The organism is Qipengyuania marincola (assembly GCF_029688625.1).
Classification (GTDB): domain Bacteria; phylum Pseudomonadota; class Alphaproteobacteria; order Sphingomonadales; family Sphingomonadaceae; genus Qipengyuania.
On the sequence record NZ_JARULC010000002.1, the window covers coordinates 785,023 to 805,810 of the forward strand.

Genomic DNA, 20,788 nt, shown 5'->3' on the forward strand with positions numbered 1-20,788 from the left:
ATGACCACCATCACGCGTTTCGCCCCCTCGCCCACCGGGCGGCTCCATGTCGGCAACATCCGCACTGCGCTGCACAACTGGCTGCTCGCGAGAAAACAGGGCGGGCGTTTTTTGCTGCGCATCGACGATACCGATGCCGAGCGCAGTCGCGAGGAGTATGTGGAGGCGATCCGCGCCGACCTCGCCTGGCTCGGCCTCGACCCGGATGGCGAGGAGCGCCAGTCTGAGCGGCTCGAAAAATACGAGACGGCTTTCGAGGCGCTGCGGGCGGCGGGGCGGGTGTACCCTGCCTATGAGACGGCGCAGGAACTCGAGCTCAAGCGCAAGATCCAGCTCGGCCGCGGCCTGCCGCCGATCTACGATCGCGGCGCACTGGCACTCAGTGCAGAGGAGCGCGCCGCGAAGGAAGCGGACGGCATCGTGCCGCACTGGCGTTTCATGCTCGATCATGACGAGGCCATTGTGTGGGAGGACGGCGTGCGCGGCGCACAGAAGTTCGACCCTGTGCAATTGTCCGATCCGGTCATTCGCCGGGCAGACGGAAGCTGGCTGTATATGTTGCCGAGCGCGGTCGACGATCTCGACATGGGCGTGACCGACGTGCTGCGCGGTGAGGACCATGTCAGCAATACCGCAGTTCAAATTCAGATATTTACCGCACTTATTGCTGCACAATATCCCGCGCAGCAAATGCCGCGGTTCGCGCATGAGGCGCTGTTGGTCGGCACGGAAGGAAAGCTGTCGAAACGGCTTGGCTCGCTCGGCTGCGACGCTTTTCGCGCCCAGGGTTTCGAACCGATGGCGATTGTTTCGCTGCTGGCGCGGCTGGGGACGAGCCAGCCTGTCGAGCCCTTTCTGGAAATGGCACCACTGGTCGAGACATTCGATCTGTCCACTTTCGGGCGCGCCCCCGCCAGGTTCGATGAGGCGGAATTGCTGCGCCTCAATGCGCAGCTGGTCCATCAGTTGCCCTACGAGGCGGTAAGGGGTTTCGTACCCGATGATTTCACGCGCGAGGCATGGCACGCAATCCGGCCCAATCTCGAAAAGGCGAGCGAGGTGGTCGAGTGGTGGCAGGTGGTGACCGGCCCGGTCGAGCGGCGGGAGTTTTCCCAAGACGATCGCGCCTATCTGTCTCAGGCGGCAGATGCGCTCGAATGGAGCGAGCAGCCGTGGCAGGATCTCACCGCCAGCCTGAAGGCTTCGACCGGGCGCAAGGGCAAGGCGCTGTTCCTGCCGCTGCGGCAGGCATTGACGGGCAGGGACCACGGGCCCGATATGGGCGAGCTACTGCCGCTGATCGGCGAAGCGCGCACACGCGAACGGCTGGAGGCGGCCGCACACGGCTAGGGGGCACGAGAATGTCGGTATCGCTTGCATCACGGCTTGATCTGCCCTGCGGGGCGATCCTGCCCAACCGGCTTTCCAAGGCGGCCATGACCGAGGGGCTGGCAACACCGGACGGGCGCCCGACGCCTGAGCTCGAGCGGCTCTACGGCATCTGGTCCGATGGCGGCGCGGGCATGCTGCTCTCGGGCAATATCATCGTCGACAAGGATCATCTCGAACGGCCCGGCAATGTCGTGATCGAGGCCGAGCCCGATGCCGACATGCGCGAACGTCTGGCCAGCTGGGCAAGGGCCGCCACGCGCAATGGCAATCATTTCTGGGCGCAGATCAGCCATGGCGGGCGCCAGACGCAGAAGCTGGTCAATCCGCAGCCCAAATCATCCTCCGATGTCCAGCTCGCGCTCCCAAGCGGCCAGTTCGGCCAGCCGGTGCCACTGACGCGCGAGGAGATTGCCGATCTCGTCAACCGCTGGGCAATCGCTGCGCGAGCCTGCAAGGATGCGGGTTTTACCGGCGTGCAGGTGCACGGCGCACACGGCTATCTCGTCTCGCAATTCCTTTCGCCGCGCGTCAACCTGCGCGCCGACGACTATGGCGGAAGCCTCGAGAACCGGGCGCGCTTCCTGCTGGAAATCGTGGCGGCGGTGCGCGAAGCGGTCGGGCCGGATTTCCCGGTTTCGGTCAAGCTCAATAGCGCCGACTTCCAGAAGGGTGGCTTCGACTTCGGCGACAGCCTGCAGGTCGTCAAATGGCTGGAGGCAGCAGGTGTCGACCTGATCGAGATTTCTGGCGGAACCTACGAACAGCCAAAGCTCCTCGGCGTTGCCGGGCAGGAGGATGAAGCACCGCAGAACGTCGCGCCCTCGACCGCGGCGCGCGAGGCCTATTTCGTCGATTTCGCCAAGGCGATGCAGGCGGAAGTTTCCGTGCCCCTGATGGTCACCGGCGGCTTCCGCAGCCGCGCCGCAATGGAGCAGGCGCTGGAAAGCGGGGCGGCGGACGTGATCGGCCTCGGCCGGCCGCTATGCGTGGATACCGACGCGCCCAATGATCTGCTCGCTGGCGCAGCGGACCTCGCCCGCTACGAAAACGATCTCGATTTGCTTCCCGGCTGGCTCGGCTTCCTGAAACGGTTCGGCGTGGTCAAGGCGATCAGCGGATTTGCCGGCATCTACTGGTTCTACCAGCAGATCTGGCTGCTCGGGCACGAAGGCCGGGTCGATCGCGATCTTTCGGTGATGAAGGCATTCCGCACGGTGGACGCGCGCAACAAGCGCATCATGCAGGAACGCCGCGCGGCCTGACCGCGCCGTCCATGCGCCGCGCCTTCGGGCCGAAGATGGCGAGCACCGCCAGAGCGACCAGATAGGGCGTGAAAGTGACCATCTCCTGATTGATGCCGATCACGTCGCGCATCTCGTTGACCGGATTGCGCACTGTCAGCAGCAGAACCCATGCGATGCGCGACACATGGCGCCTGATGCGATGCCGTGCCCGGTAGGCGTCTTAGCGCAGCAGGAAGTTGAGGTCGAGTGCGACGAGGACAAGCAGTGGTCCGCCAACCCCGAGTGGAGCGGCCAGCGGGATGGCGCCGGACAGGACCTGCCGCGAAGCAAGGGCGCTGAAACCGAGGAGCGCGACCAGCCCCAGCCCAAACAGCACCCATTCGGCGCGCAGGACCGCCGGGCTTCTCTGCCGCGTCGCCAGATACGCGCCGCCCCCGGCGTACAGAGCGATAGCCACATTGACGATGATCGGACCCGGGAAATTGACTGTGATGGTCAACAGGGCGGTAAGCGCGGCAACACCCATGCCGAGCAGGTAGAGCTTGCCCGCGCTACGATGCAGGGAACTGCCCTTGATCGCATATAGCGCGACCAATGCCGCCACAACCGCGAGCACACCCAGGGCGATATGGCTGTAATAGGTGACGAAGTGATGCGGGGAAGGATCGAGAAGATCGAACTCCGCCGGCGGCTGGGGAAAGTTCCGAAACAGACTGGGCCCGGATGTGACGACGGCAGCAAACTTAGGCTCCCCTCCCGACCGTCAGCTTACTCCATAGTCATCCCGGAGCCAATATCCCGCTCCTCAATCGCCGTGCTTGGCCAGCTCGTCGCCCGTCACCGTCACGACATGCATGAGATTGGTCGATCCCGGTGTGCCGAAGGGCACGCCCGCCAGGGCGATCAGCTTGCTGCCAGCCACGCCGAATCCGTGACGCAGGGCCATGCGCTTGCCCTTGGCGATCATCTCCTCGAAGCTGCCGATGTCCTTGGTGGCAACGGCATGCGCGCCCCATAGCAGGCCCATGCGGCGCGCGGTCTTCATGCTAGGCGTCAACACCATCATCGGCACGCTCGGCCGTTCGCGGGCCACGCGGCGCGCGGTGCTGCCCGAGCCGGTAAACACCGTGATCGCACTGATCGACACCGTGTCGGCGACCGTCATGCAAGCATGGGCTAGCGCGTCGGCGGTGGTCGCATCGGGCGGCGTGTCGAGGAAACGCACACGGTCGAGATAGCTCTCGTCGCCTTCCACTTGCCGGGCGATGCGATGCATGATGGTGACCGCCTCTTCCGGCCAGTCGCCCGCGGCAGTCTCGGCAGACAGCATCACGCAATCGGCCCCGTCATAGACCGCATTCGCCACGTCGGAGACTTCGGCGCGCGTGGGCGCGGGGCTTTCGATCATGCTTTCGAGCATTTGCGTTGCCACGATTACGGGCTTGCCCTTGAGGCGCGTTGCATTGACGATCTTCTTCTGGAGCGGCGGGACTTCCTGCGGCTCCAGTTCGACGCCAAGATCGCCGCGCGCGACCATGATACCGTCGGAGAGTTCGATGATTTCGTCCAGCCGGCGCACCGCCATCGGTTTTTCGATCTTGGCGCACAGCGCGCCATAGCCGCCCATCAGCTTGCGCGCCTCGGCAAGGTCTTCCGGGCGCTGGACGAAGGACAGGCCGATCCAGTCGACCCCCTGCTGCACGGCAAAGGCGAGGTCCTTGCGATCCTTGTCGGTGAGGGCGGGGATGGGCACTTCGGCATCGGGTACGTTCACGCCCTTGCGATCGGAGATCACGCCGCCGACTTCGGCAGAGCAATGGATCTTCTCGTCATCGGCACTGATGACCTTAAGGCGGATCTTGCCATCATTGATCAGCAGGCGCTGGCCCTTTTCGAGCAGGCCGAACAGCTCGGGATGTGGCAATTCGACGCGCGTCTCGTCACCCGGTTCGGGATTGCGGTCGAGCGTGAAATGGCCCGAATGGCGGATCACCGCCTGCCCGTCCTTGAACTTGCCGACGCGCAGTTTCGGACCTTGCAGGTCGGCAAGGATCGCGATCGGGCGATGGAATTCCTTCTCCATCGCGCGGATGGCTTTGATGGTCGTCTCGTGATCGGCATGTTCGCCATGGCTCATGTTGACGCGGAAGGCGTCCACCCCGGCCTTGAACAGTCGGGCAAGCATTTCGGGTGAGCGGCTAGCGGGTCCCACGGTTGCGAGGATCTTGACCTTGCGGCCGCGTGGATCGAGCTTGGGGGCGGAAATGGCCATGAAAATCGCCTATGGCACCGCCATGCGACAAAGCAAGGACGATAGCGATATGACTACGAATGCGCCCGACACGCTCGACGACCTGCCCGATGACGTTGCGGCTGCGGCCTTCCGCCGGCTCGTGCGCCACCTGCGCCATCGCCACGACGCGCAGAATATCGAGCTGATGGGACTGGCCGGCTTCTGCCGCAACTGCCTCGCCGACTGGATTCGCGATGCTGGCTACGCGGGCGACAAGGCCGCCGCGCGCGAGCTCATTCACGGCATGCTGCAGGACGAATGGAAGGCCACGCGCCAGAGCCCGGCGACCGAGGAGCAGCTGGCGCGAATGGAAGCCAGCATCGCGAAAAACGCACAGGGTTAGCCACAGGTCGCCTTCACGCGCTGGCACGCTGCGGCTATCGAGCGCTCGACCGATTCTCACACACCGGAGTAATAAGTGATGGCAGAAGCCACCGACGACCGCCTGCGCCTGCTGATCGAGCGCATCGAACGCCTCGAGGAAGAAAAGAAGGGCATCGCCGACGATATTCGCGACGTCTATGCCGAGGCCAAGGCGGTCGGCTACGATACCAAGATCATGCGCCAGGTCATCCGCCTGCGGAAGATGAAGCCGGACGAGCGCAGCGAGCAGGAAACCATCCTCGACACCTACAAGGCCGCGCTCGGCATGGGTTGATAATGCGCGCGCGCGTTCTATCTGCATAATACACCTTGCAGACAGGAGAGACTGACATGCCCGGACCCTGGAAGGACGCGCGCGGCGTCATCGTGACCACCACCCCGACCATCGAAGGCAAGCCGATCCAAGACTATCTCGGGATCGTCACCGGCGAGGTCATCGTGGGCGCCAACCTGTTCCGCGACCTCTTCGCCAATATCCGCGATATCGTGGGCGGGCGCTCGGGCAGTTACGAGCGCATCCTGGCCGATGCGCGCGAACAGGCGATCCAGGAATTGCAGGCCGAAGCGGCCAGTCGGGGCGGGAATGCCGTGGTCGGCATCGACCTCGATTACGAGGTGATCGGCGATACCGGCTCGATGCTGATGGTCAGCGCCAGCGGCACCGCTGTGAAAGTCTGACCTAAGCCGCCGCCTCGCTGGCCATCACGACCAGCGAGATGAACAGTCCGTTGTGGAGCATGTGCAGCAGGATTGCTGCCCACAGGCCGTAGTGCACGCGCACATAGCCGAGGATCGCACCGGTCACGAATTGCGGCAGGACCAGCGGCAGCGCCATCGCCATTTGTGCAGGCTCGAAATTGAACAGGTGCACCAGCGAAAAGCCGAGCGTGCTGAGCCAGAAAAACCCTGGGAAGACGCGCTGGAACCAGCCCATCGCATCGCGCTTGCGCAGCAGAATGATTGCCACCACTGCTGCGACGATTGCGGCCAGCATGCCGATGCCGGCGATAGCGGCGGCGCTTTCACTTGCACCCGCTTGCGCCAGCCCGAAAGCGCAGATCAACAGCAGGACGCAGGCCAGCACATGGCCCGGCCGACCGGAGAGCCAGCCGCGAAAGGCGATTTCCTCCAGCAGCGGCGCCCCGATGACCGCCGCGACAATGATGGCGGTCGTGATTTCCATGCCCGCCAAGGCGGTTTCCGGCAGGTCGACGCCGGTCGCCATGACTATGCCCGCGATGCTCAGCAGCGCGGCCATCACGGCGAAATCGAGCAGCAGCATGCGCAGGGTCGCCAGCAGGGTGGCGGCGCGCGGCATCGGCGCGCGCGGCGGCAGGGCCGGGCGCTTCAGGAAAGCGAAGAACTGGCGCCATTCCCCCATGGTCGTCTTGGCAGGCGCGAGCGCGCCACCGGCACTTGTCGTGATTGCATCCATGCGGCTAAGGCCACCCCCGAGATTCTCTTCGCGAGAAACATTCCACCACGATCAACGCGAAAAGCGACACCATGGCAGGCCATTCCAAATTCAAGAACATCATGCATCGCAAGGGCGCGCAGGACAAGAAGCGCAGCGCGATGTTTTCCAAGCTATCCCGCGAAATCACCGTCGCGGCCAAGATGGGCATGCCCGATCCGGACATGAACCCGCGCCTGCGCCTGGCTGTCAATGCGGCCAAGGCGCAGTCCATGCCGAAGGACAATATCCAGCGCGCCATCGACAAGGCGAGCGCGCAGGATGGCGAGAATTACGAGGAAGTGCGCTACGAAGGCTATGGCCCGGGCGGCAGCGCGATCATCGTCGAGGCGCTGACCGACAACCGCAACCGGACGGCCACCAGCATCCGCACCGCCTTCAGCAAGAACGGCGGCAACCTCGGCACCGAAGGCAGCGTGGCTCACGGCTTCGAGCGGCTCGGCCTGATAATCTACCCGGCGGACGCTGGCAGCGAGGACGAGGTTCTGGAGGCGGCCATGGAAGCCGGAGCCGAGGACATCACTTCGACCGATGACGGTCACGAGATCTGGACTGCAGCGGAAGACCTGCACCAGGTGTCGAGCGACCTCGAGAAGACGCTGGGCGAGGCGGAGACGGTCAAGCTGGCCTGGAAGCCCAATCTCACCGTCGACATGGACGAGAAGAACGCTTCAACGCTGCTCAAGCTGATCGACGCACTCGACGATGACGACGACGTACAAACCGTCTGGGGGAATTACGACATTTCCGACGAGGTGATGGACAAGCTGGAGGGGTGAGAAGGTTCTCGTTGAGTGCGGTCGGGACATCCGTCCCGACCTTACTGTGCCGTCCCGCTCCCCCACCCGGCCACCCAAACAATATGGTGCCCTGGGTGGCCGGGTGGGGGAGCGGGATGGAACAGCCGCAAGCCTTCGACGGATGTCGAAGGCGCACCCGACAATCAGGAGACGACCATGCGCGATTGGGCGATTGCCGCGGTGTTGGGAGCGTGCTTCCTGCTGGCGATCGCGTGGCGCCTCGGCTGGCTGATCGGATTGTCGTGAGCTATCGCAAGGCATGATCATCCTCGGCCTCGATCCCTCGCTCAGCTGCACCGGTTGGGGCGTGATCCGTGCGGAAGGCTCGCGCATCGCGCATGTCGCCAATGGCCAGGTCCCGACAGACGCCAAGGCCCCGATGGTCGAGCGCCTCGCGGCGTTGCAGGCGGCACTGGCCGACGTCATTGCCGCCCACCGACCCGATCGCGCGGCGGCGGAGGAGATCTTCGTCAACAAGAACCCGCAATCGACACTCAAGCTGGCGCAGGCGCGCGGGGCCGTGCTGGCGGCCTGCGGTACGGCAGGGCTTGATGTGAACGAACACGCCGCTCGGCTGGTCAAGAAGGCGGTCGTGGGCACCGGCGGGGCCGACAAGACGCAGGTTCAGGCGATGCTCAAGATCCTGCTCCCCGGCGCTGAAATCGCCGGTGCGGACGCCGCCGATGCTTTAGCAGTCGCCATCGCCGACGCACATATCGCCTGATGAGGAGAGGCAGCCGATGATCTATATCGTCCAGAACATCTTTCCGATCCTTGCCGCGACGATGGCAGGCCTCGCCATTGGTCTAGCGTGGGTTCGTGCCTCGGGTGGGCAGAGGCCGTCCGCGCGCGTCCTGCTGGTGGGCGCGCTGGCGGAATTCTGGCTGGCCGCAATCCTCGCAGGTGCGCTGATCCTCGCGCCATCGCAGGCAGGGGCCTGGACCATGGCGCTGGGCAGTGCATTCATCATCTGGGTTGGGTTCGTAATGCCCGCCTTCGTCGTGACGCTCGGCGCCGGTGGGGTGAAGGCAGGCCGTATCGCCTCGGTCGCCTTTCACTGGCTTGTCGTTATGTTGGCGCAGGCCGCTATCATGCAGGCGATCGGAGTGGCCGCGCCGCCTGCCGCCTAAGAACCGCCTCGCAAGAACTCAACATAGGGAGCGAACGCTATGGCCATCCACCTTTACGGCATTCCCAATTGCGACACGGTCAGGAAGGCGCGAAAATGGCTGGACGCGCAGGGGCTCGACTACATTTTTCACGACTACAAGAAGGAAGATGCCGATCCGGCCCGGATCGCGGCATGGATCGAAGCGGAAGGGGTCGATACCGTGCTCAACCGGCGCGGCACGACATTCCGCAAATTGCCCGAGGACGAGAAGGCCAGCATCGACGCGGCAAAGGCCGTCCGGCTGCTCGCGGCCAATCCCAGCATGATCAAACGCCCCGTGGTCGAACACGAGGGCGGGTTGCTGGTCGGCTTTGACGAGACCGCGTGGTCGGCAGCGCTTCAGTAGCCGCTGTCGGCGCCCCAGCCGTCATGCGAACCGGCCGTGACCGTGCGCGCGTTCTCGTTCGTCGCGCTCTTGATCGATCGTTTGACCGACGAGAGATCGCTGCCCGAGCCGTAGACCAGGCCGATCACCACCGCGGTTGCGAGGAGTAGCTTCTTGATCATGGCACGTAGAATAACCGATTCGGGCCTTAAAAAACCGCTAATGCCAGTGCTTGCGGCAGCGGTAACCATCCGTCCAAGCTTTGCATGAACGGGTCCGAAACGGGCGAGGCCCAGCCTCGGCGTTCGATGCGATGGGTCTTGCGCGCTCTGGCCTTGCTGTGGTCGCTGTTCGCGCTCGGCTTGATCGTCGTCGCCGCGCTGTCTCCCGAAGCACTCGCCAATGCGGTGTTCCTGCAAGTCACCCTGGCGAGCGCCTGCGCAGCCGTGGGCGCGATTGCCGCGGCCCGGTACATTTGCTGGGGCGTGGCGCTAGGCGCGGCGGGGCAGGCAGGCGTCCTGGTGGCATGGATTGCGGGCGATAGTGGCGAAAGCTACCGCCTGCCGGTGGCTGTCGCGCTGGCGGTATTCCTGCTGGCGTGTGCGCTCGACCGCCGCGCCTTCGTCAGGCCTTCCGGGCGGTGACGATGTAATTAAGCGCCAGGTCGTCGGTCAGGTGAAGGCCCTTGTCGGGGCGAAAGCCGATGCCACGCGGTTTGCCCATGACAAGGCCCGCTTCGATCATCAGCCCGTCGAGTTCGTCGGGAGTGACGAAATCGTCCCAATGATGCGTTCCCCGGGGGATGAGCCCGATGCCCTCCGCCGCGCCGATCATGAGAATGCGCGATTGCGGGGTGCGGTTGGGAGTGGACAGGACCATCAGGCCACCTGGGGCGAGCTTGTCCGCAAGGGCTGCCAGGAAGGCCGGCTTGTCCGCCACGTGTTCGATCACCTCCATCGCTGTGACGAGGTCGAATGTCCCGAGGTCGAGCGCCCCGATCTCGCCTGCGATGTAGCGAATGTCGAGCCCGGTCCCATCGGCGTGGATTGCTGCCGCAGCTATGTTTTCAGGCGCGGCGTCCACGCCAGTGACATCCGCACCGAGCCGGGCGAGGGGTTCGCATAGCAGGCCCGCGCCGCAACCCACATCGAGCGCGGCCTTGCCGTCAAGCGGCCGGCGCGCCTCGACATCGCCCGCCCAATGAACGTCTATCGCCTCGCGCAGGAAGGCCAGCCGGACCGGATTGAGCCGGTGCAGCATGGCCGACGAGCCCTTGGGGTCCCACCAGTCTCTGGCCAGCTTGCCGAAATGGGCGGCCTCTTCGGGCCGGATTGTTGCGCCGCGGCTAGATTTGCTTTGCGGGCTTGCGGTTGCATCGCTCATGCGCTGTGGCTAGCAGCCGTTACCCGGCTATTCCAGCATGGAGATGCACGCGCTTGGCCCGTATCGTGATGAAATTCGGCGGCACCTCCATGGCGGGGACCGAGCGTATTCGCCGCGTCGCCAATATCGTGCGCAAGCAGCAGGCACGCGGGCACGAGGTCGCGGTGGTGGTCAGCGCCATGGCGGGCGAGACCGACCGGCTGGTCAATTTCTGCCGCGAAGCGAACGCGCTTTACGATCCGGCCGAATACGACGTGGTGGTGGCATCCGGCGAGCAGGTGACGAGCGGCCTGCTGGCGCTCACCTTGCAGTCACTTGGCTGCAAGGCCCGCAGCTGGCTCGGCTGGCAATTGCCGATCAACACGATCGAGGCGCATGCGAAGGCGCGCATCGACAGCATCGATGCCGAAGACCTAGTTGCCAGCATGGAGCGGGGCGAGATCGCCGTCATTCCGGGTTTTCAGGGCTTGGCGTCCGATGGCCGCATTACCACGCTGGGTCGCGGCGGCTCGGACACGTCGGCAGTGGCGGTGGCGGCTGCGGTCAAAGCCGATCGCTGCGACATCTATACCGACGTCGACGGCGTCTACACCACCGACCCGCGCATTGTCGCCAAGGCGAGGAAGCAGAAGGCGGTAACCTACGAGGAAATGCTCGAGCTGGCGAGCGTGGGGGCCAAGGTGCTCCAGACGCGCTCGGTCGGGCTCGCGATGAAGGAGGGCGTGCGGGTGCAGGTCCTCTCCAGCTTCGTCGGCGAGGATGCGATCCCCGCGGACGATCACCCCGGTACGATGATCGTGTCCGAGGAAGAAATGAACGAACTGGTGGAGAAGGGCGATATGGAACGCCAGCACGTGACCGGCATCGCGCATGACAAGAACGAAGCCAAGGTGATCCTGACCCGCGTGCCCGACAAGCCCGGTGCAGTGGCCCATATCTTCGATCCGCTGGCCAAGGCCGGCATCAATGTCGACATGATCATCCAGAACGTCGGCCGCGACAAGGGCGAGACCGACGTGACCTTCACCGTGCCTCAGGCCGACCTCGCCCGGGCCCAGGCCCTGCTGGAAGACAAGCGCGACGACATCGGCTTCAATCGCCTGATCACCGACAGCCAGATCGCCAAGATCAGCGTCGTCGGCGTCGGCATGAAAAGCCATGCGGGCGTTGCCAGCACGATGTTCCAGGCGCTCGCCGACCGCGGGATCAATATCCAGGCGATCACCACGTCCGAGATCAAGGTGAGCGTGCTGATCGACGAAGACGAGACCGAGCTCGCCGTGCGCGTGCTGCACACGGCCTACGGGCTGGATGCTGCAGATGAGGCGGCCTGAAGCGGCGATGCTGCAATGGGCCCGCGAGCGGTGGTTCTCGGTAAAGGAGCACCTCTTCCTGCGGCGCTACGATAATCGCGCAGATCGGTTTGGCGCCATTTATGCCAAGCGTATCTGGCAGAACCCGGAAAGCGCGTCCGGTTTCGGCAGCACCCTCGCCGCCACCGCACAGCTACGGCGCGGCCTTGAGGAGCTGGTCGAAGAGGAAGCGATCGAAACCATTCTCGACGCGCCATGTGGAGATTATAACTGGCAATCGCGCATGCGGATCGACGCCGATTACACGGGTATCGATATCGTCCCCGACCTGATTGCGGAGAACACCGCGCGTCATGGCTCGGCGCGCGTGGCGTTCGCTGTCGCCGATCTCGTCGAGGATGACCTGCCCGGGGCAAATCTCGTCCTATGTCGCGAATGTCTCAACCACCTGCCACTCGGCGATGCGATCCGCGCGCTGGACAATGTGGCCGGAGCGGCGCGGCGCTTTCTGCTGGTCACCCACTACCCGGATTGCAGCAGCAATACGGAACAAGCGGCGTCCTTCCGGTTTCGTCGGCTTAATCTGACCCTTCCTCCTTTCAATCTGCGCGCGCCCGATGGCTTTATCGACGAAGGCGATTACGAAGCCGGAAAGCAGGTGGCGATCTGGCGGCTCGAGGCTGGGCCGCTCCGCGCGAGACATTAAAGGGTATCCAATGGCGTACACTGCGAAAATCCTTCTCTTGGGTTCGGGCGAGCTGGGTCGCGAATTCGTGATTTCCGCCAAGCGGCTGGGCGCTTACGTGATCGCCTGCGACGCCTATGACAAGGCGCCGGCCAAGCAGCTTGCCGATGCGAACGAGGTGTTTTCCATGCTCGATGGCGAGCGGCTACGCGCCGTGGTCGAGCAGCACCGCCCCGATTATATCGTGCCGGAGATCGAGGCGATCCGCACCGAGGTGCTGGCGGAGCTGGAAGAGGAGGGCTTTACGGTCGTGCCATCGGCGCGGGCGACCCAGATGACGATGAACCGCGATGCGATCCGCGACCTTGCGGCAAACGAGCTCGGCCTCGTGACGTCACGCTATCGCTACGCCAAGAATCTCGACGAAGTGCGCGCCGCGGCGCAGCACACCGGTTTTCCCTGCGTGATTAAGCCGGTCATGTCGTCCTCGGGCAAAGGGCAGACGACCGTCCGCGACGCCGAAGGGCTCGAGGCAGCGTGGGATTATGCCGTCGCCAACATGCGTGGCGACCGGCAACGGGTGATCGTGGAGCAGTTCGTCGACTTCGACTACGAGATCACGTTGTTGACCGTCCGGCACAAGGGCGGCGTGACCTTCTGTCCGCCCATCGGGCACCGGCAAGAGCGCGGGGATTATCAGGAAAGCTGGCAGCCGACACCCATGTCGGACGCGGCTATCGGCAAGGCGCAGGACATGGCGAAGCGCATCGTCGACGACCTTGGCGGCCATGGCCTGTTCGGGGTCGAATTCTTCGTGAAGGGGGAGGAGGTGATTTTCTCCGAACTCTCACCGCGCCCGCACGATACCGGCATGGTCACGCTGGTCAGCCAGAACCTGACCGAATTCGACCTTCACGCCCGCGCCATCATGGGCCTGCCGATACCGGCAAATTTGCGTGCGCGACCTGCCGCGAGTGCGGTGATCCTGGCAGAACGGGACAGCTCCGCGCTGTCCTACGATGGCATGGCCGAAGCGATGGCGGATGGAGCGGATTTGCGGATTTTCGCCAAGCCGACCAGTCGGCCCTACCGCCGGATGGGTGTTGCCCTGGCCACCGCGAGCGACACTGAGGACGCTCGTCGGATAGCCAGGGCTGCGGCTGCGAAGGTGCAGATCTTATATCGCGACTAGCGGCGCGATTACCGGCAGCGGGCCCGCCCGCGGGCGACTTCGCGACCCAGGATGGCGCCACCTGCAGCACCAAGGATGGTGCCCAGCGAACGGTCGCCACGCGTATCGATCTCGCGCCCCAGCAGTGCGCCCACGGCGCCACCGATGATCAGGCCGGTCGTCCCGTCTTTCTTCCGGCAATAGGTGCGGCCGTCCCGCCCGCGCCAGACGCGCGTGTTGCGATAAACGGGCTCGTCGTAATAGCGGCCCTGACGGCCGTAATAGCGATCGCGATAGCGGCGGCGCTCGTAGCGGTCGTCATCATCCCAATCGTCGTCATCCCAACGATCGCGACGGTGATCGAACGACAGGTCGCCAAGCGCGGCGACGCTTGCGAGCGGGGCGGGCGATGTTTCGATCGCCTGTGCCGGAGCGGCGAGAAGGCCCGCGCCGAGCGCTAGGCCAAGGGTGTTTGCTAGGACGGTCTTCCTCATGGTTTTTCTCCTTCTTGGCTTGCCCCGTCCACCAGGCTCGCCGTTTCGAGAATTCACCTTTGCACCCGCTTTCCTGAACAGGCCGAATGCAGGTCGGTCAGCTTTCGGAAAGCTGGGACGAAGGGTTTGGCTTTAGCGCCGAACCGAGTGCGCTTGCCGGTTTCCCCAAGCCGCCCTAAGCGCAGGGCCTATGACCACCTATTCCAAGACGCGCGCCCTGATGCAGCGCGGCATCGATTTCCTCGGCAGCGAAACCGCCATCCTGTGCGGTGCAATGAGTTGGGTGTCGGAGCGCAATCTCGTCTCCGCCATCTCGAACGCGGGCGGCTTCGGCGTGATCGCCTGCGGAGCGATGGATCCCGAGCTGCTGGACAAGGAAATCGCGGCGACAAGGGAGTTGACCGACAGGCCTTTCGGCGTGAATCTGATCACCATGCACCCGCAGCTGTTCGAGCTAATCGAGGTGTGCGGCAAATACGGGGTCGGCCATGTCGTGCTCGCAGGTGGAATCCCGCCCAAGGGCAGTGTCGAGGCCATCAAGGGGCACGGTGCGAAGGTCATCTGTTTCGCGCCAACGCTGGCGCTGGCGAAGAAACTGCTCCGCTCGGGCGCCGATGCGCTGGTGATCGAGGGCATGGAAGCGGGCGGCCACATCGGCCCGGTCTCGACCAGCGTGCTGGCGCAGGAAATGTTGCCCGAACTGGCCGACGAGCATCTGATCTTCGTCGCTGGCGGGATCGGGCGCGGCCATGCGATCGCGGGCTATCTCGAAATGGGCGCGGCAGGCGTGCAGCTGGGCACCCGGTTTGCCTGCGCCACCGAAAGTATCGCGCACCCCGATTTCAAAAAGGCATTCTTCCGTGCCAGCGCACGCGATGCGGTTGCGAGTGTGCAGGTCGACGCGCGTTTGCCGGTGATCCCGGTGCGCGCGCTCAAGAACAAGGGCACGGAGGAATTTACCGCCAAGCAGCGCGAAGTCGCCGCCGTGCTCGACCGCGAGGAAATCGCGATGGCCGAAGCCCAATTGCAGATCGAGCATTACTGGGCCGGTGCGCTGCGCCGCGCGGTGATCGACGGCGATGTCGAGAACGGCAGCCTGATGGCCGGCCAGTCGGTCGGCATGCTCAAGGAAGAGGAACCGGTCGCGTCGATTATCGAGAAGCTGATGGCGCAGAGCGAGGATGCGCTGTCGCGTCGTTGACATGGAAATCCGCCGCCTCGACCTCGACATTGCGATATTTCGCAACCGGATCCAGGTAAGCGAGCGGGCGACCGGCAAATTCGTGGACCAGCGGGCCGAGTTTCCCTTTTCCGAGGGTACGGACCTGATCGCGCAGCCGCGCTATCTGGAGGATACGATCGTGCGGGCAATCCGCCAGGTGCTGAGCGGAGGTTTCTCGCTCGGCGGGGCGATCGCGCATGTCGTTGCCAGCGAACTGCCGCTTTCCCCCAGCCAGAAGGTACTCGTCGAAGCCGCCTTGCACGGAGCCGGAATGCACGAGGTCGTGTTTGATCTCTAGGTACCGCTGCATCGTGCGCTGTCGATCGGCTGCTCCCCGTCGCCTGCCGCCGTTCAAATCCTGTCGGTGCCGTCTGTCATGCGGCTGTCGCTTGTGGCAGGCAGGGCAATCAGGATTCTCGAGGACTGCATGATGACTATCGACCGCCGCAATCTGCTCAAGGCGTCCAGCGCCGCCTTCATCGCCTTCACCGCGCTCGGCACGGGTAGCCTCACGCGGGCGTACAGCGCCAACCCAGGCAAGCGGCTCGTGCCTGATCCACAAGGCCTGCTCGACTTGCCCGAAGGCTTTTCCTATCGCCTGCTCACGCAGACCGGCAAGCTGATGAGCGATGGCTTCGCGACGCCCGGGCGGCCGGACGGCATGGGTTGCTTTGCGCATCCCACATCGGCGGACCAGTGGGTGCTGGTTCGCAATCACGAAAACTGGGCGAGCATCGATCACGGCCACCCGTTCACCGCAGAGTCCAAATCGCTGGCCGATTTCGATGCCTCACGCATTTACGATCCGCGGCGCGAGGGCGACCCGTTCTTCGGCGGCACCACCAATGTCGTCATCGACGCCGCATCGGGCGAAATAGTGCGCGACAACATCTCGCTGCTCGGCACGGCGGCGAACTGCTCGGGCGGCACGACGCCCTGGGGGAGCTGGCTGACCTGCGAGGAGCAGCCGCTTAAGGTCGGCGAGGAAGATGCGCGCAAGCCCCATGGTTTCGTGTTCGAAGTGCCTGCCGATGCGACCAGGCCGGTCGCTCCGGTGCCGCTCACTGCCATGGGCCGCTTCGCGCACGAGGCAGTTTCGGTCGATCCCGAAACGGGCATCGTCTACCTGACCGAAGACGATCGCGAAGGCCTGTTCTACCGCTTCCTGCCGAACCAGCGCGGCAAGCTCGCGGCCGGTGGCAGGCTTCAGGCGCTCGCGATTATCGGTCGCGATAGTGCCGACACGCGCAATTACGCGCGCGACTGGAGCCGCGGAAACGACAGCCGGATCGACGTGGGCCAGGATCTTCCGGTCCGGTGGATCGACCTTGAGAATGTCGAATCCCCCGATGGTGATTTGCGCCAGCGCGGTTTTGCCGCGGGCGCCGCCATGTTCACTCGCGGCGAAGGGCTCGCCTACGGAGCGCGCGGCGACGGGCAGGGGGCGCATTACTTCACCTGTACCGAAGGTGGGGCGCATCACACCGGCCAGGTTTGGAAATATGCGCCGGGCACCGGCGAAGGCACGACGGAGGAGCAAGCCGGCACGCTGACGCTCATCTTCGAAAGTCCCGGAGCGGACACGCTCGACCTGTGCGATAATCTCGCGGTGACGCCGTGGGGCGATCTCATGATCTGCGAGGACGGGCGCGGCGACAATTATCTGCGCGGGCTGACGCCGGAGGGCGCGGTCTATGATTTCGCCCGCAACGCGCATGCAGACCGTGCCGAATTCTGCGGCGCATGCTTCTCGCCCGATGGCAACACGCTGTTCGTCAACGTGCAGGAGCCCGGCTTTACCTATGCCATCACGGGCCCGTGGGAGAGCCTGCGGTCCGCATAAGCAGGTCTCGCCAGGGCAAGGTGCGGGGGTCTTCGGAAGTCAGCGGATTCCACTGACGCGCCATCAACGCCTCGGCCTCCTTGCCTGCCATCCCCTGCTCGCGGTGGAGCATGTAGAAGAAGGCCGACACGCGAAAGCTCATGATGCAATGGACGTGGACCGGCCCTTGGCTGCTTTTAAGCGCTTCGCGAAATTCCAGATAATGATCGACGGTCGGGCGTTCGAACGCGACGGGGATGTGCGTGTAGCCGATACCCTGGGCTTCGAGCAGGGCTGCTTCGTCGCGCAGTGCTTCCGGATGGTCGTCGAGCGCCAGATTGATGACGTGGCGCACGCCGATCGCATGCAGGCGTGCGACATCATCCGGATCGAGCTTGCCCGAAGTGGTGATCTCCGACGACAGCCTTTGCCAGCCTCGGATGTCGTCGGGATCGGCCACCTCTAACGGCGGGCGACGCGGCCTTTCGCAAGCTGCGCCTCCATCGCCTTGTCCTCGTTGGCGCGCTTGATCACATAGTGGCGGATCGCGTCGATCTCTTCCTTCGTAAGCGAGCCTTCGAAACTCGCCATGCCATTGTCCTTCAGCGCGCCGTCATGGACGATCTGGAGCCAGGCGGCCGGGTTTTCGAGCGCGCCGGACCGCCGCAGGTCGGGAAGAACCGTCGATCCGACCGCGCCAGGCGCGTGGCATACGGCGCAATAGCGAGCGTATTTTTCGCGCCCCAGCTCGATGGTTGCCGCATCGGCGCGGCTGGCGGGCGGGTCCAGCGGTGCCCTCGCGAGCGTCGTCGGCTCCGGCAATTCGCCCGTTCCGCCGAGCTTGAAAACCAAGAGGCGGCTGACATTGCGCACCGGGTGCATCTGATCGATCAGCGTGCCATCCGCGCTCAGCGCAAAGGCGCCGCCCCAGCCCGCCAGGACGGCGACGTACTGCTCGCCGTTGACAGTATAGGTGATCGGTGGCGCAACGACCCCGGTCTGCGCGGCGAAACTCCAAAGCTTGTCGCCCGAGCTGGCATCATAAGCCGCGAACTCGCTGCCCGAGTTCCCCTGGAAGACGAGCCCGCCCCCGGTCGCCAGGACGCCGCCATTCCATGGTCCCGGATGCTCGACCGTCCATTTGGCCTTCTGGGTCACCGGGTCCCACGCGACCAGCTTGCCCGAGATGGTGCCCTGCACCTCGCGACGGAATCCGAGATCGGGCGGCAGGTCGCCGGCGCCGATATCGAAGCCGACGTTGAAGCCGCGGGCCCGGTCGGGCTTCCAGTCGGCCTCGGGGGCATAGAGCATCGCAGCCTCGAAGGCCGGAATGTAGACGAGGTTCTCGTCCGGGTGGAAGGCCATCGGGTGCCAGTTATGGCCCCCAAGCGGCCCCGGCATGACGAGCGCCGGCTTGCCGGTCCGATCGACGCGCGTCTCCGGGTTCTCGATCGGCCTGCCGTTTTCGTCGATGCCGCTTGCCCAATTGACGGGGATATAGGGTTCCGCACTGATGAATTCGCCCGTCGCCCGGTCGAGGACGTAGAAAAAACCGTTTTTGGGTGCCTGCATCAGGACCTGCCGCTCGCGCCCGTCGATCTCCATGTCGGCCAGCATGATGTGCTGGGTCGCCGTGTAATCCCAGGTCTCGCCCGGCGTAGTCTGGTAATGCCAGACATAGTCGCCCGTATCGGGGCGGATCGCCACGATGCTGGAAAGATAGAGATTGTCGCCTTCGCCCTTCCCGTCCGCGCCGGGGCTGCGATAGGCGCGGTTCCACGGGCTGCCATTGCCGACCCCGATATAGAGCAGGTCGAGATCGGGGTCGTAGGCCATGGAATCCCACACCGTGCCGCCGCCACCGATGGCGTCTTCGCCGTAAAGCGCGTCCCCCTTCCAGGTCTGCGCAGCGGCCCGCAGATATTCCGGCTGGGCGGCATCCTTCTCGCCGCCCGGCACGGTATAGAAGCGCCACAGCTCCTCCCCATCAACGGCGTCATAGGCGGCGATATATCCGCGCACGCCGAATTCGGCGCCACCATTGCCGATCAGCACTTTGCCATCGATCACGCGCGGCGCGCCCGTAATGGTGTAGCTGGCATCCTGGTCGACGGTCACTTTCTCCCATGCGACCTCGCCGCTATCGCGGTCGAGTGCGACCAGACGCCCGTCGAGCGTGCCGAGATAGAGCTTGTCGCCCCAGGCTGCTAGACCACGATTGACGACATCGCAGCACGCCTTGACCCCGGTTTCGCCCGGCACCTGCGGATCGTAGCTCCACAGCGGCTCCCCGGTTGCTGCATCGAAAGCGAAGACCTTGCTCCACGCCGAGGTGACATAGAGCTTGCCGTCCATCACCAGCGGCGTCGCCTCCTGCCCGCGTGCGGTATCCATGTCCGCGAACCAGGCGAGACCGAGCTCGCCCACCGTCTCGCGATCGACCTGGTCGAGCGGAGAATAACGCTGTTCGGCATAGGTCCCGCCATGGGTGATCCAGTTGGCCGGATCCTGCCCCGCATTGACCAGCCGCACCGCATCGATGCCGCCCTCGGGCACTTCTTCTGCGCCAAGGTTGCAGCCACCAAGCGCCAGCGCGGCCAGTGCCGCCACCGCGATCCTCTTCATAACCCTCTCCCAAGGCGACTATCGGTCGCTCTATGAAACCTATCCTGCACTCACGACGAATGCTTGTCCATCGCCCAATCGCGGCTAAGGTGCAGCCGCGGGAAGCGAGAGGAGAACAGGCTTATGTGCGAACGCGACGATCTGGCCCGATGGGCAAGAACCGGGCTGACCCGGCGCGGATTCGGTGCGGGTGCTCTGGCCGGCGCGGCCATGGCCTGCGCGCCGGTGGAGGGCGATATGGCAGAGCGAGGAGGCGCCGAGGTCCAGCGCCGCGATGTGTCCTTCCGTACACCGGACGGCACGCTCGATGGCGAGTTCTATTTTCTGGCGTCGCAAGCCCATCCCGGCGTCGTCCTGTGGCCCGATATTGCAGGCATCCGGCCTGCCAAGCGCGAGATGGCGCGCCGCCTTGCCGCGGCCGGATATGCCGTGCTGCTTGCCAATCCCTATTACCGTGACGTCGCCGGGCAGCAGTTCGAGGACTTCCCGTCCTTCGCCGGGAGCGGCGGGTTCCAGAAGGTCCAGCCTTGGCGGGGACGCTTTACGACGCAGACCAAGCAGATCGACAATCGCGCCTGCGCTCAATGGCTGATGACGCAAGCCGAGGTCGATGGCGATCGTGGCATAGGGGTGCAGGGCTATTGCATGACCGGTAGCCATGCCGTGGTCGCGCCCGGCGCGGACGAGCACATCCATGCAGGCGCCAGCTTCCATGGTGGCGGCCTTGTCACCGACAATGCCTCGAGCCCGCACCGAACATTGCGCGAGGATGCGCATTACCTGATCGCAATCGCGCAGAACGATGACGAGGAAGACCCGGACGCCAAGACCGCGCTGCGGCAGGCTGCCGATGCTGTCAACACGACGGCAGAAATAGAGGTGTATCCCGCCGATCATGGCTGGTGCGTGCTGGATTCGCCGGCCTATGACGAGGTGCAGGCCGAGCGCGCCTGGGCGCGGCTACTGGCGCTCTACGCCGACGCGCTCTGA

Annotated in this window: 26 protein-coding genes; 17 read left to right on the top strand and 9 right to left on the bottom strand. The window is 64.6% G+C overall.

Going from position 1 to position 20,788, the window contains the following annotated elements:
• Positions 1–1,350 carry a glutamate--tRNA ligase gene (gltX, locus tag P8Q88_RS09130; RefSeq protein ID WP_278323541.1) on the top strand — a complete coding sequence of 450 codons (1,350 nt, stop codon included), beginning with the start codon at positions 1–3 and terminating at the stop codon, positions 1,348–1,350.
• Between the two features lie 11 nt (positions 1,351–1,361).
• Complete coding sequence (locus P8Q88_RS09135) at positions 1,362–2,654, top strand: NADH:flavin oxidoreductase/NADH oxidase family protein (protein ID WP_278323542.1); 1,293 nt, start codon at positions 1,362–1,364, stop codon at positions 2,652–2,654.
• On the opposite strand, the gene P8Q88_RS09140 is transcribed toward P8Q88_RS09135, so the two are convergent.
• The 3 genes from P8Q88_RS09140 to pyk form a co-directional block, all read right to left on the bottom strand.
• Positions 2,629–2,820 (bottom strand): hypothetical protein, encoded by a 192-nt coding sequence (locus P8Q88_RS09140; protein WP_278323543.1) that lies wholly within the window; start codon positions 2,818–2,820, stop codon positions 2,629–2,631. The two genes, P8Q88_RS09135 and P8Q88_RS09140, sit on opposite strands and share 26 nt — an antisense overlap.
• 36 nt (positions 2,821–2,856) lie before the next feature.
• Entirely contained in the window at positions 2,857–3,240 is a 384-nt protein-coding gene (locus P8Q88_RS09145) for a hypothetical protein (RefSeq protein ID WP_278323544.1), read from the bottom strand.
• A 201-nt stretch (positions 3,241–3,441) separates the two neighbouring features.
• Positions 3,442–4,908: a pyruvate kinase gene (pyk, locus tag P8Q88_RS09150; protein ID WP_278323545.1), complete on the bottom strand. Its 1,467-nt coding sequence runs from the start codon at positions 4,906–4,908 to the stop codon at positions 3,442–3,444.
• A gap of 49 nt (positions 4,909–4,957) precedes the next feature.
• Between pyk and P8Q88_RS09155 the strand changes: the two genes are divergently transcribed.
• From P8Q88_RS09155 to P8Q88_RS09165, 3 genes are all read left to right on the top strand, one after another.
• Positions 4,958–5,272 carry a DUF1244 domain-containing protein gene (locus P8Q88_RS09155; RefSeq protein WP_278323656.1) on the top strand — a complete coding sequence of 105 codons (315 nt, stop codon included), beginning with the start codon at positions 4,958–4,960 and terminating at the stop codon, positions 5,270–5,272.
• A 78-nt stretch (positions 5,273–5,350) separates the two neighbouring features.
• Positions 5,351–5,587, top strand: a complete 237-nt coding sequence (locus P8Q88_RS09160) for a DUF2312 domain-containing protein (protein WP_090477501.1) — start codon at positions 5,351–5,353, stop codon at positions 5,585–5,587.
• A 56-nt stretch (positions 5,588–5,643) separates the two neighbouring features.
• Positions 5,644–5,991: a heavy metal-binding domain-containing protein gene (locus P8Q88_RS09165; protein ID WP_278323546.1), complete on the top strand. Its 348-nt coding sequence runs from the start codon at positions 5,644–5,646 to the stop codon at positions 5,989–5,991.
• Between the two features lies 1 nt (position 5,992).
• Here the strand turns inward: P8Q88_RS09165 and P8Q88_RS09170 are convergent, their stop codons facing one another.
• Entirely contained in the window at positions 5,993–6,748 is a 756-nt protein-coding gene (locus tag P8Q88_RS09170) for a CPBP family intramembrane glutamic endopeptidase (protein ID WP_278323547.1), read from the bottom strand.
• A 71-nt stretch (positions 6,749–6,819) separates the two neighbouring features.
• Here P8Q88_RS09170 and P8Q88_RS09175 point away from each other — a divergent pair, with 71 nt between their 5' ends.
• The 4 genes from P8Q88_RS09175 (at position 6,820) to P8Q88_RS09190 (ending at position 9,104) form a co-directional block, all read left to right on the top strand.
• Positions 6,820–7,566: a YebC/PmpR family DNA-binding transcriptional regulator gene (locus P8Q88_RS09175; protein WP_278323548.1), complete on the top strand. Its 747-nt coding sequence runs from the start codon at positions 6,820–6,822 to the stop codon at positions 7,564–7,566.
• Positions 7,567–7,846: 280 nt separating this feature from the next.
• Entirely contained in the window at positions 7,847–8,311 is a 465-nt protein-coding gene (ruvC, locus tag P8Q88_RS09180) for a crossover junction endodeoxyribonuclease RuvC (protein WP_278323549.1), read from the top strand.
• A 16-nt stretch (positions 8,312–8,327) separates the two neighbouring features.
• Positions 8,328–8,717 (top strand): hypothetical protein, encoded by a 390-nt coding sequence (locus P8Q88_RS09185; protein WP_278323550.1) that lies wholly within the window; start codon positions 8,328–8,330, stop codon positions 8,715–8,717.
• 39 nt (positions 8,718–8,756) lie between these two features.
• A complete protein-coding gene (locus P8Q88_RS09190; RefSeq protein ID WP_278323551.1) occupies positions 8,757–9,104 on the top strand; it encodes an arsenate reductase in 348 nt (115 codons plus the stop codon).
• Here the strand turns inward: P8Q88_RS09190 and P8Q88_RS09195 are convergent.
• Positions 9,098–9,265, bottom strand: a complete 168-nt coding sequence (locus P8Q88_RS09195) for a hypothetical protein (protein ID WP_278323552.1) — start codon at positions 9,263–9,265, stop codon at positions 9,098–9,100. The two genes, P8Q88_RS09190 and P8Q88_RS09195, sit on opposite strands and share 7 nt — an antisense overlap.
• A 138-nt stretch (positions 9,266–9,403) precedes the next feature.
• Between P8Q88_RS09195 and P8Q88_RS09200 the strand changes: the two genes are divergently transcribed.
• The gene (locus P8Q88_RS09200; RefSeq protein WP_278323553.1) at positions 9,404–9,727 is read left to right on the top strand and encodes a hypothetical protein; all 324 of its coding nucleotides are present in this window, start codon (positions 9,404–9,406) and stop codon (positions 9,725–9,727) included.
• Here the strand turns inward: P8Q88_RS09200 and ubiG are convergent.
• Entirely contained in the window at positions 9,708–10,466 is a 759-nt protein-coding gene (ubiG, locus tag P8Q88_RS09205; RefSeq protein WP_278323554.1) for a bifunctional 2-polyprenyl-6-hydroxyphenol methylase/3-demethylubiquinol 3-O-methyltransferase UbiG, read from the bottom strand. The genes P8Q88_RS09200 and ubiG overlap by 20 nt on opposite strands.
• 53 nt (positions 10,467–10,519) lie before the next feature.
• Between ubiG and P8Q88_RS09210 the strand changes: the two genes are divergently transcribed.
• The 3 genes from P8Q88_RS09210 to purT are packed head-to-tail and all read left to right on the top strand — an operon-like array spanning position 10,520 to position 13,656.
• The gene (locus P8Q88_RS09210) at positions 10,520–11,800 is read left to right on the top strand and encodes an aspartate kinase (protein ID WP_278323555.1); all 1,281 of its coding nucleotides are present in this window, start codon (positions 10,520–10,522) and stop codon (positions 11,798–11,800) included.
• Positions 11,787–12,485: a class I SAM-dependent methyltransferase gene (locus P8Q88_RS09215; RefSeq protein ID WP_278323556.1), complete on the top strand. Its 699-nt coding sequence runs from the start codon at positions 11,787–11,789 to the stop codon at positions 12,483–12,485. The genes P8Q88_RS09210 and P8Q88_RS09215 overlap by 14 nt, the downstream gene beginning before the upstream one ends.
• A gap of 10 nt (positions 12,486–12,495) precedes the next feature.
• Entirely contained in the window at positions 12,496–13,656 is a 1,161-nt protein-coding gene (purT, locus tag P8Q88_RS09220; RefSeq protein ID WP_278323557.1) for a formate-dependent phosphoribosylglycinamide formyltransferase, read from the top strand.
• Between the two features lie 8 nt (positions 13,657–13,664).
• Here the strand turns inward: purT and P8Q88_RS09225 are convergent, their stop codons facing one another.
• The gene (locus tag P8Q88_RS09225; protein ID WP_278323558.1) at positions 13,665–14,129 is read right to left on the bottom strand and encodes a glycine zipper 2TM domain-containing protein; all 465 of its coding nucleotides are present in this window, start codon (positions 14,127–14,129) and stop codon (positions 13,665–13,667) included.
• A 190-nt stretch (positions 14,130–14,319) separates the two neighbouring features.
• On the opposite strand from P8Q88_RS09225, the gene P8Q88_RS09230 reads away from it, so the two are divergent.
• The 3 genes from P8Q88_RS09230 to P8Q88_RS09240 all read left to right on the top strand — a co-directional run bounded on the left by P8Q88_RS09230 (position 14,320) and on the right by P8Q88_RS09240 (position 17,194).
• Positions 14,320–15,330 carry an NAD(P)H-dependent flavin oxidoreductase gene (locus P8Q88_RS09230; RefSeq protein ID WP_278323559.1) on the top strand — a complete coding sequence of 337 codons (1,011 nt, stop codon included), beginning with the start codon at positions 14,320–14,322 and terminating at the stop codon, positions 15,328–15,330.
• 1 nt (position 15,331) lies between these two features.
• Positions 15,332–15,649 carry a hypothetical protein gene (locus tag P8Q88_RS09235; protein ID WP_278323560.1) on the top strand — a complete coding sequence of 106 codons (318 nt, stop codon included), beginning with the start codon at positions 15,332–15,334 and terminating at the stop codon, positions 15,647–15,649.
• 132 nt (positions 15,650–15,781) lie between these two features.
• Positions 15,782–17,194 (top strand): alkaline phosphatase PhoX, encoded by a 1,413-nt coding sequence (locus P8Q88_RS09240; RefSeq protein WP_278323561.1) that lies wholly within the window; start codon positions 15,782–15,784, stop codon positions 17,192–17,194.
• Here P8Q88_RS09240 and P8Q88_RS09245 read toward each other — a convergent pair.
• Both P8Q88_RS09245 and P8Q88_RS09250 read right to left on the bottom strand, forming a co-directional pair.
• Positions 17,160–17,633, bottom strand: a complete 474-nt coding sequence (locus P8Q88_RS09245; protein ID WP_278323562.1) for a protein tyrosine phosphatase family protein — start codon at positions 17,631–17,633, stop codon at positions 17,160–17,162. The genes P8Q88_RS09240 and P8Q88_RS09245 overlap by 35 nt on opposite strands.
• A 2-nt stretch (positions 17,634–17,635) precedes the next feature.
• The gene (locus tag P8Q88_RS09250) at positions 17,636–19,798 is read right to left on the bottom strand and encodes a PQQ-dependent dehydrogenase, methanol/ethanol family (protein ID WP_278323563.1); all 2,163 of its coding nucleotides are present in this window, start codon (positions 19,796–19,798) and stop codon (positions 17,636–17,638) included.
• Positions 19,799–19,921: 123 nt separating this feature from the next.
• On the opposite strand from P8Q88_RS09250, the gene P8Q88_RS09255 reads away from it, so the two are divergent.
• A complete protein-coding gene (locus tag P8Q88_RS09255) occupies positions 19,922–20,788 on the top strand; it encodes a dienelactone hydrolase family protein (RefSeq protein WP_278323564.1) in 867 nt (288 codons plus the stop codon).

Coding starts and splice junctions, on each gene's coding strand:
- P8Q88_RS09135 (WP_278323542.1), top strand. CDS start 1,362: ATGTCGGTATCGCTTGCATCACGGCTTGATCTGCCCTGCGGGGCGATC.
- P8Q88_RS09190 (WP_278323551.1), top strand. CDS start 8,757: ATGGCCATCCACCTTTACGGCATTCCCAATTGCGACACGGTCAGGAAG.
- ubiG (WP_278323554.1), bottom strand. CDS start 10,466: ATGAGCGATGCAACCGCAAGCCCGCAAAGCAAATCTAGCCGCGGCGCA.
- P8Q88_RS09175 (WP_278323548.1), top strand. CDS start 6,820: ATGGCAGGCCATTCCAAATTCAAGAACATCATGCATCGCAAGGGCGCG.
- P8Q88_RS09225 (WP_278323558.1), bottom strand. CDS start 14,129: ATGAGGAAGACCGTCCTAGCAAACACCCTTGGCCTAGCGCTCGGCGCG.
- P8Q88_RS09235 (WP_278323560.1), top strand. CDS start 15,332: ATGGAAATCCGCCGCCTCGACCTCGACATTGCGATATTTCGCAACCGG.
- ruvC (WP_278323549.1), top strand. CDS start 7,847: ATGATCATCCTCGGCCTCGATCCCTCGCTCAGCTGCACCGGTTGGGGC.
- P8Q88_RS09255 (WP_278323564.1), top strand. CDS start 19,922: ATGTGCGAACGCGACGATCTGGCCCGATGGGCAAGAACCGGGCTGACC.
- P8Q88_RS09215 (WP_278323556.1), top strand. CDS start 11,787: ATGAGGCGGCCTGAAGCGGCGATGCTGCAATGGGCCCGCGAGCGGTGG.
- P8Q88_RS09165 (WP_278323546.1), top strand. CDS start 5,644: ATGCCCGGACCCTGGAAGGACGCGCGCGGCGTCATCGTGACCACCACC.
- P8Q88_RS09170 (WP_278323547.1), bottom strand. CDS start 6,748: ATGGATGCAATCACGACAAGTGCCGGTGGCGCGCTCGCGCCTGCCAAG.
- purT (WP_278323557.1), top strand. CDS start 12,496: ATGGCGTACACTGCGAAAATCCTTCTCTTGGGTTCGGGCGAGCTGGGT.
- pyk (WP_278323545.1), bottom strand. CDS start 4,908: ATGGCCATTTCCGCCCCCAAGCTCGATCCACGCGGCCGCAAGGTCAAG.
- P8Q88_RS09250 (WP_278323563.1), bottom strand. CDS start 19,798: ATGAAGAGGATCGCGGTGGCGGCACTGGCCGCGCTGGCGCTTGGTGGC.
- gltX (WP_278323541.1), top strand. CDS start 1: ATGACCACCATCACGCGTTTCGCCCCCTCGCCCACCGGGCGGCTCCAT.
- P8Q88_RS09155 (WP_278323656.1), top strand. CDS start 4,958: ATGACTACGAATGCGCCCGACACGCTCGACGACCTGCCCGATGACGTT.
- P8Q88_RS09185 (WP_278323550.1), top strand. CDS start 8,328: ATGATCTATATCGTCCAGAACATCTTTCCGATCCTTGCCGCGACGATG.
- P8Q88_RS09195 (WP_278323552.1), bottom strand. CDS start 9,265: ATGATCAAGAAGCTACTCCTCGCAACCGCGGTGGTGATCGGCCTGGTC.
- P8Q88_RS09240 (WP_278323561.1), top strand. CDS start 15,782: ATGACTATCGACCGCCGCAATCTGCTCAAGGCGTCCAGCGCCGCCTTC.
- P8Q88_RS09160 (WP_090477501.1), top strand. CDS start 5,351: ATGGCAGAAGCCACCGACGACCGCCTGCGCCTGCTGATCGAGCGCATC.
- P8Q88_RS09230 (WP_278323559.1), top strand. CDS start 14,320: ATGACCACCTATTCCAAGACGCGCGCCCTGATGCAGCGCGGCATCGAT.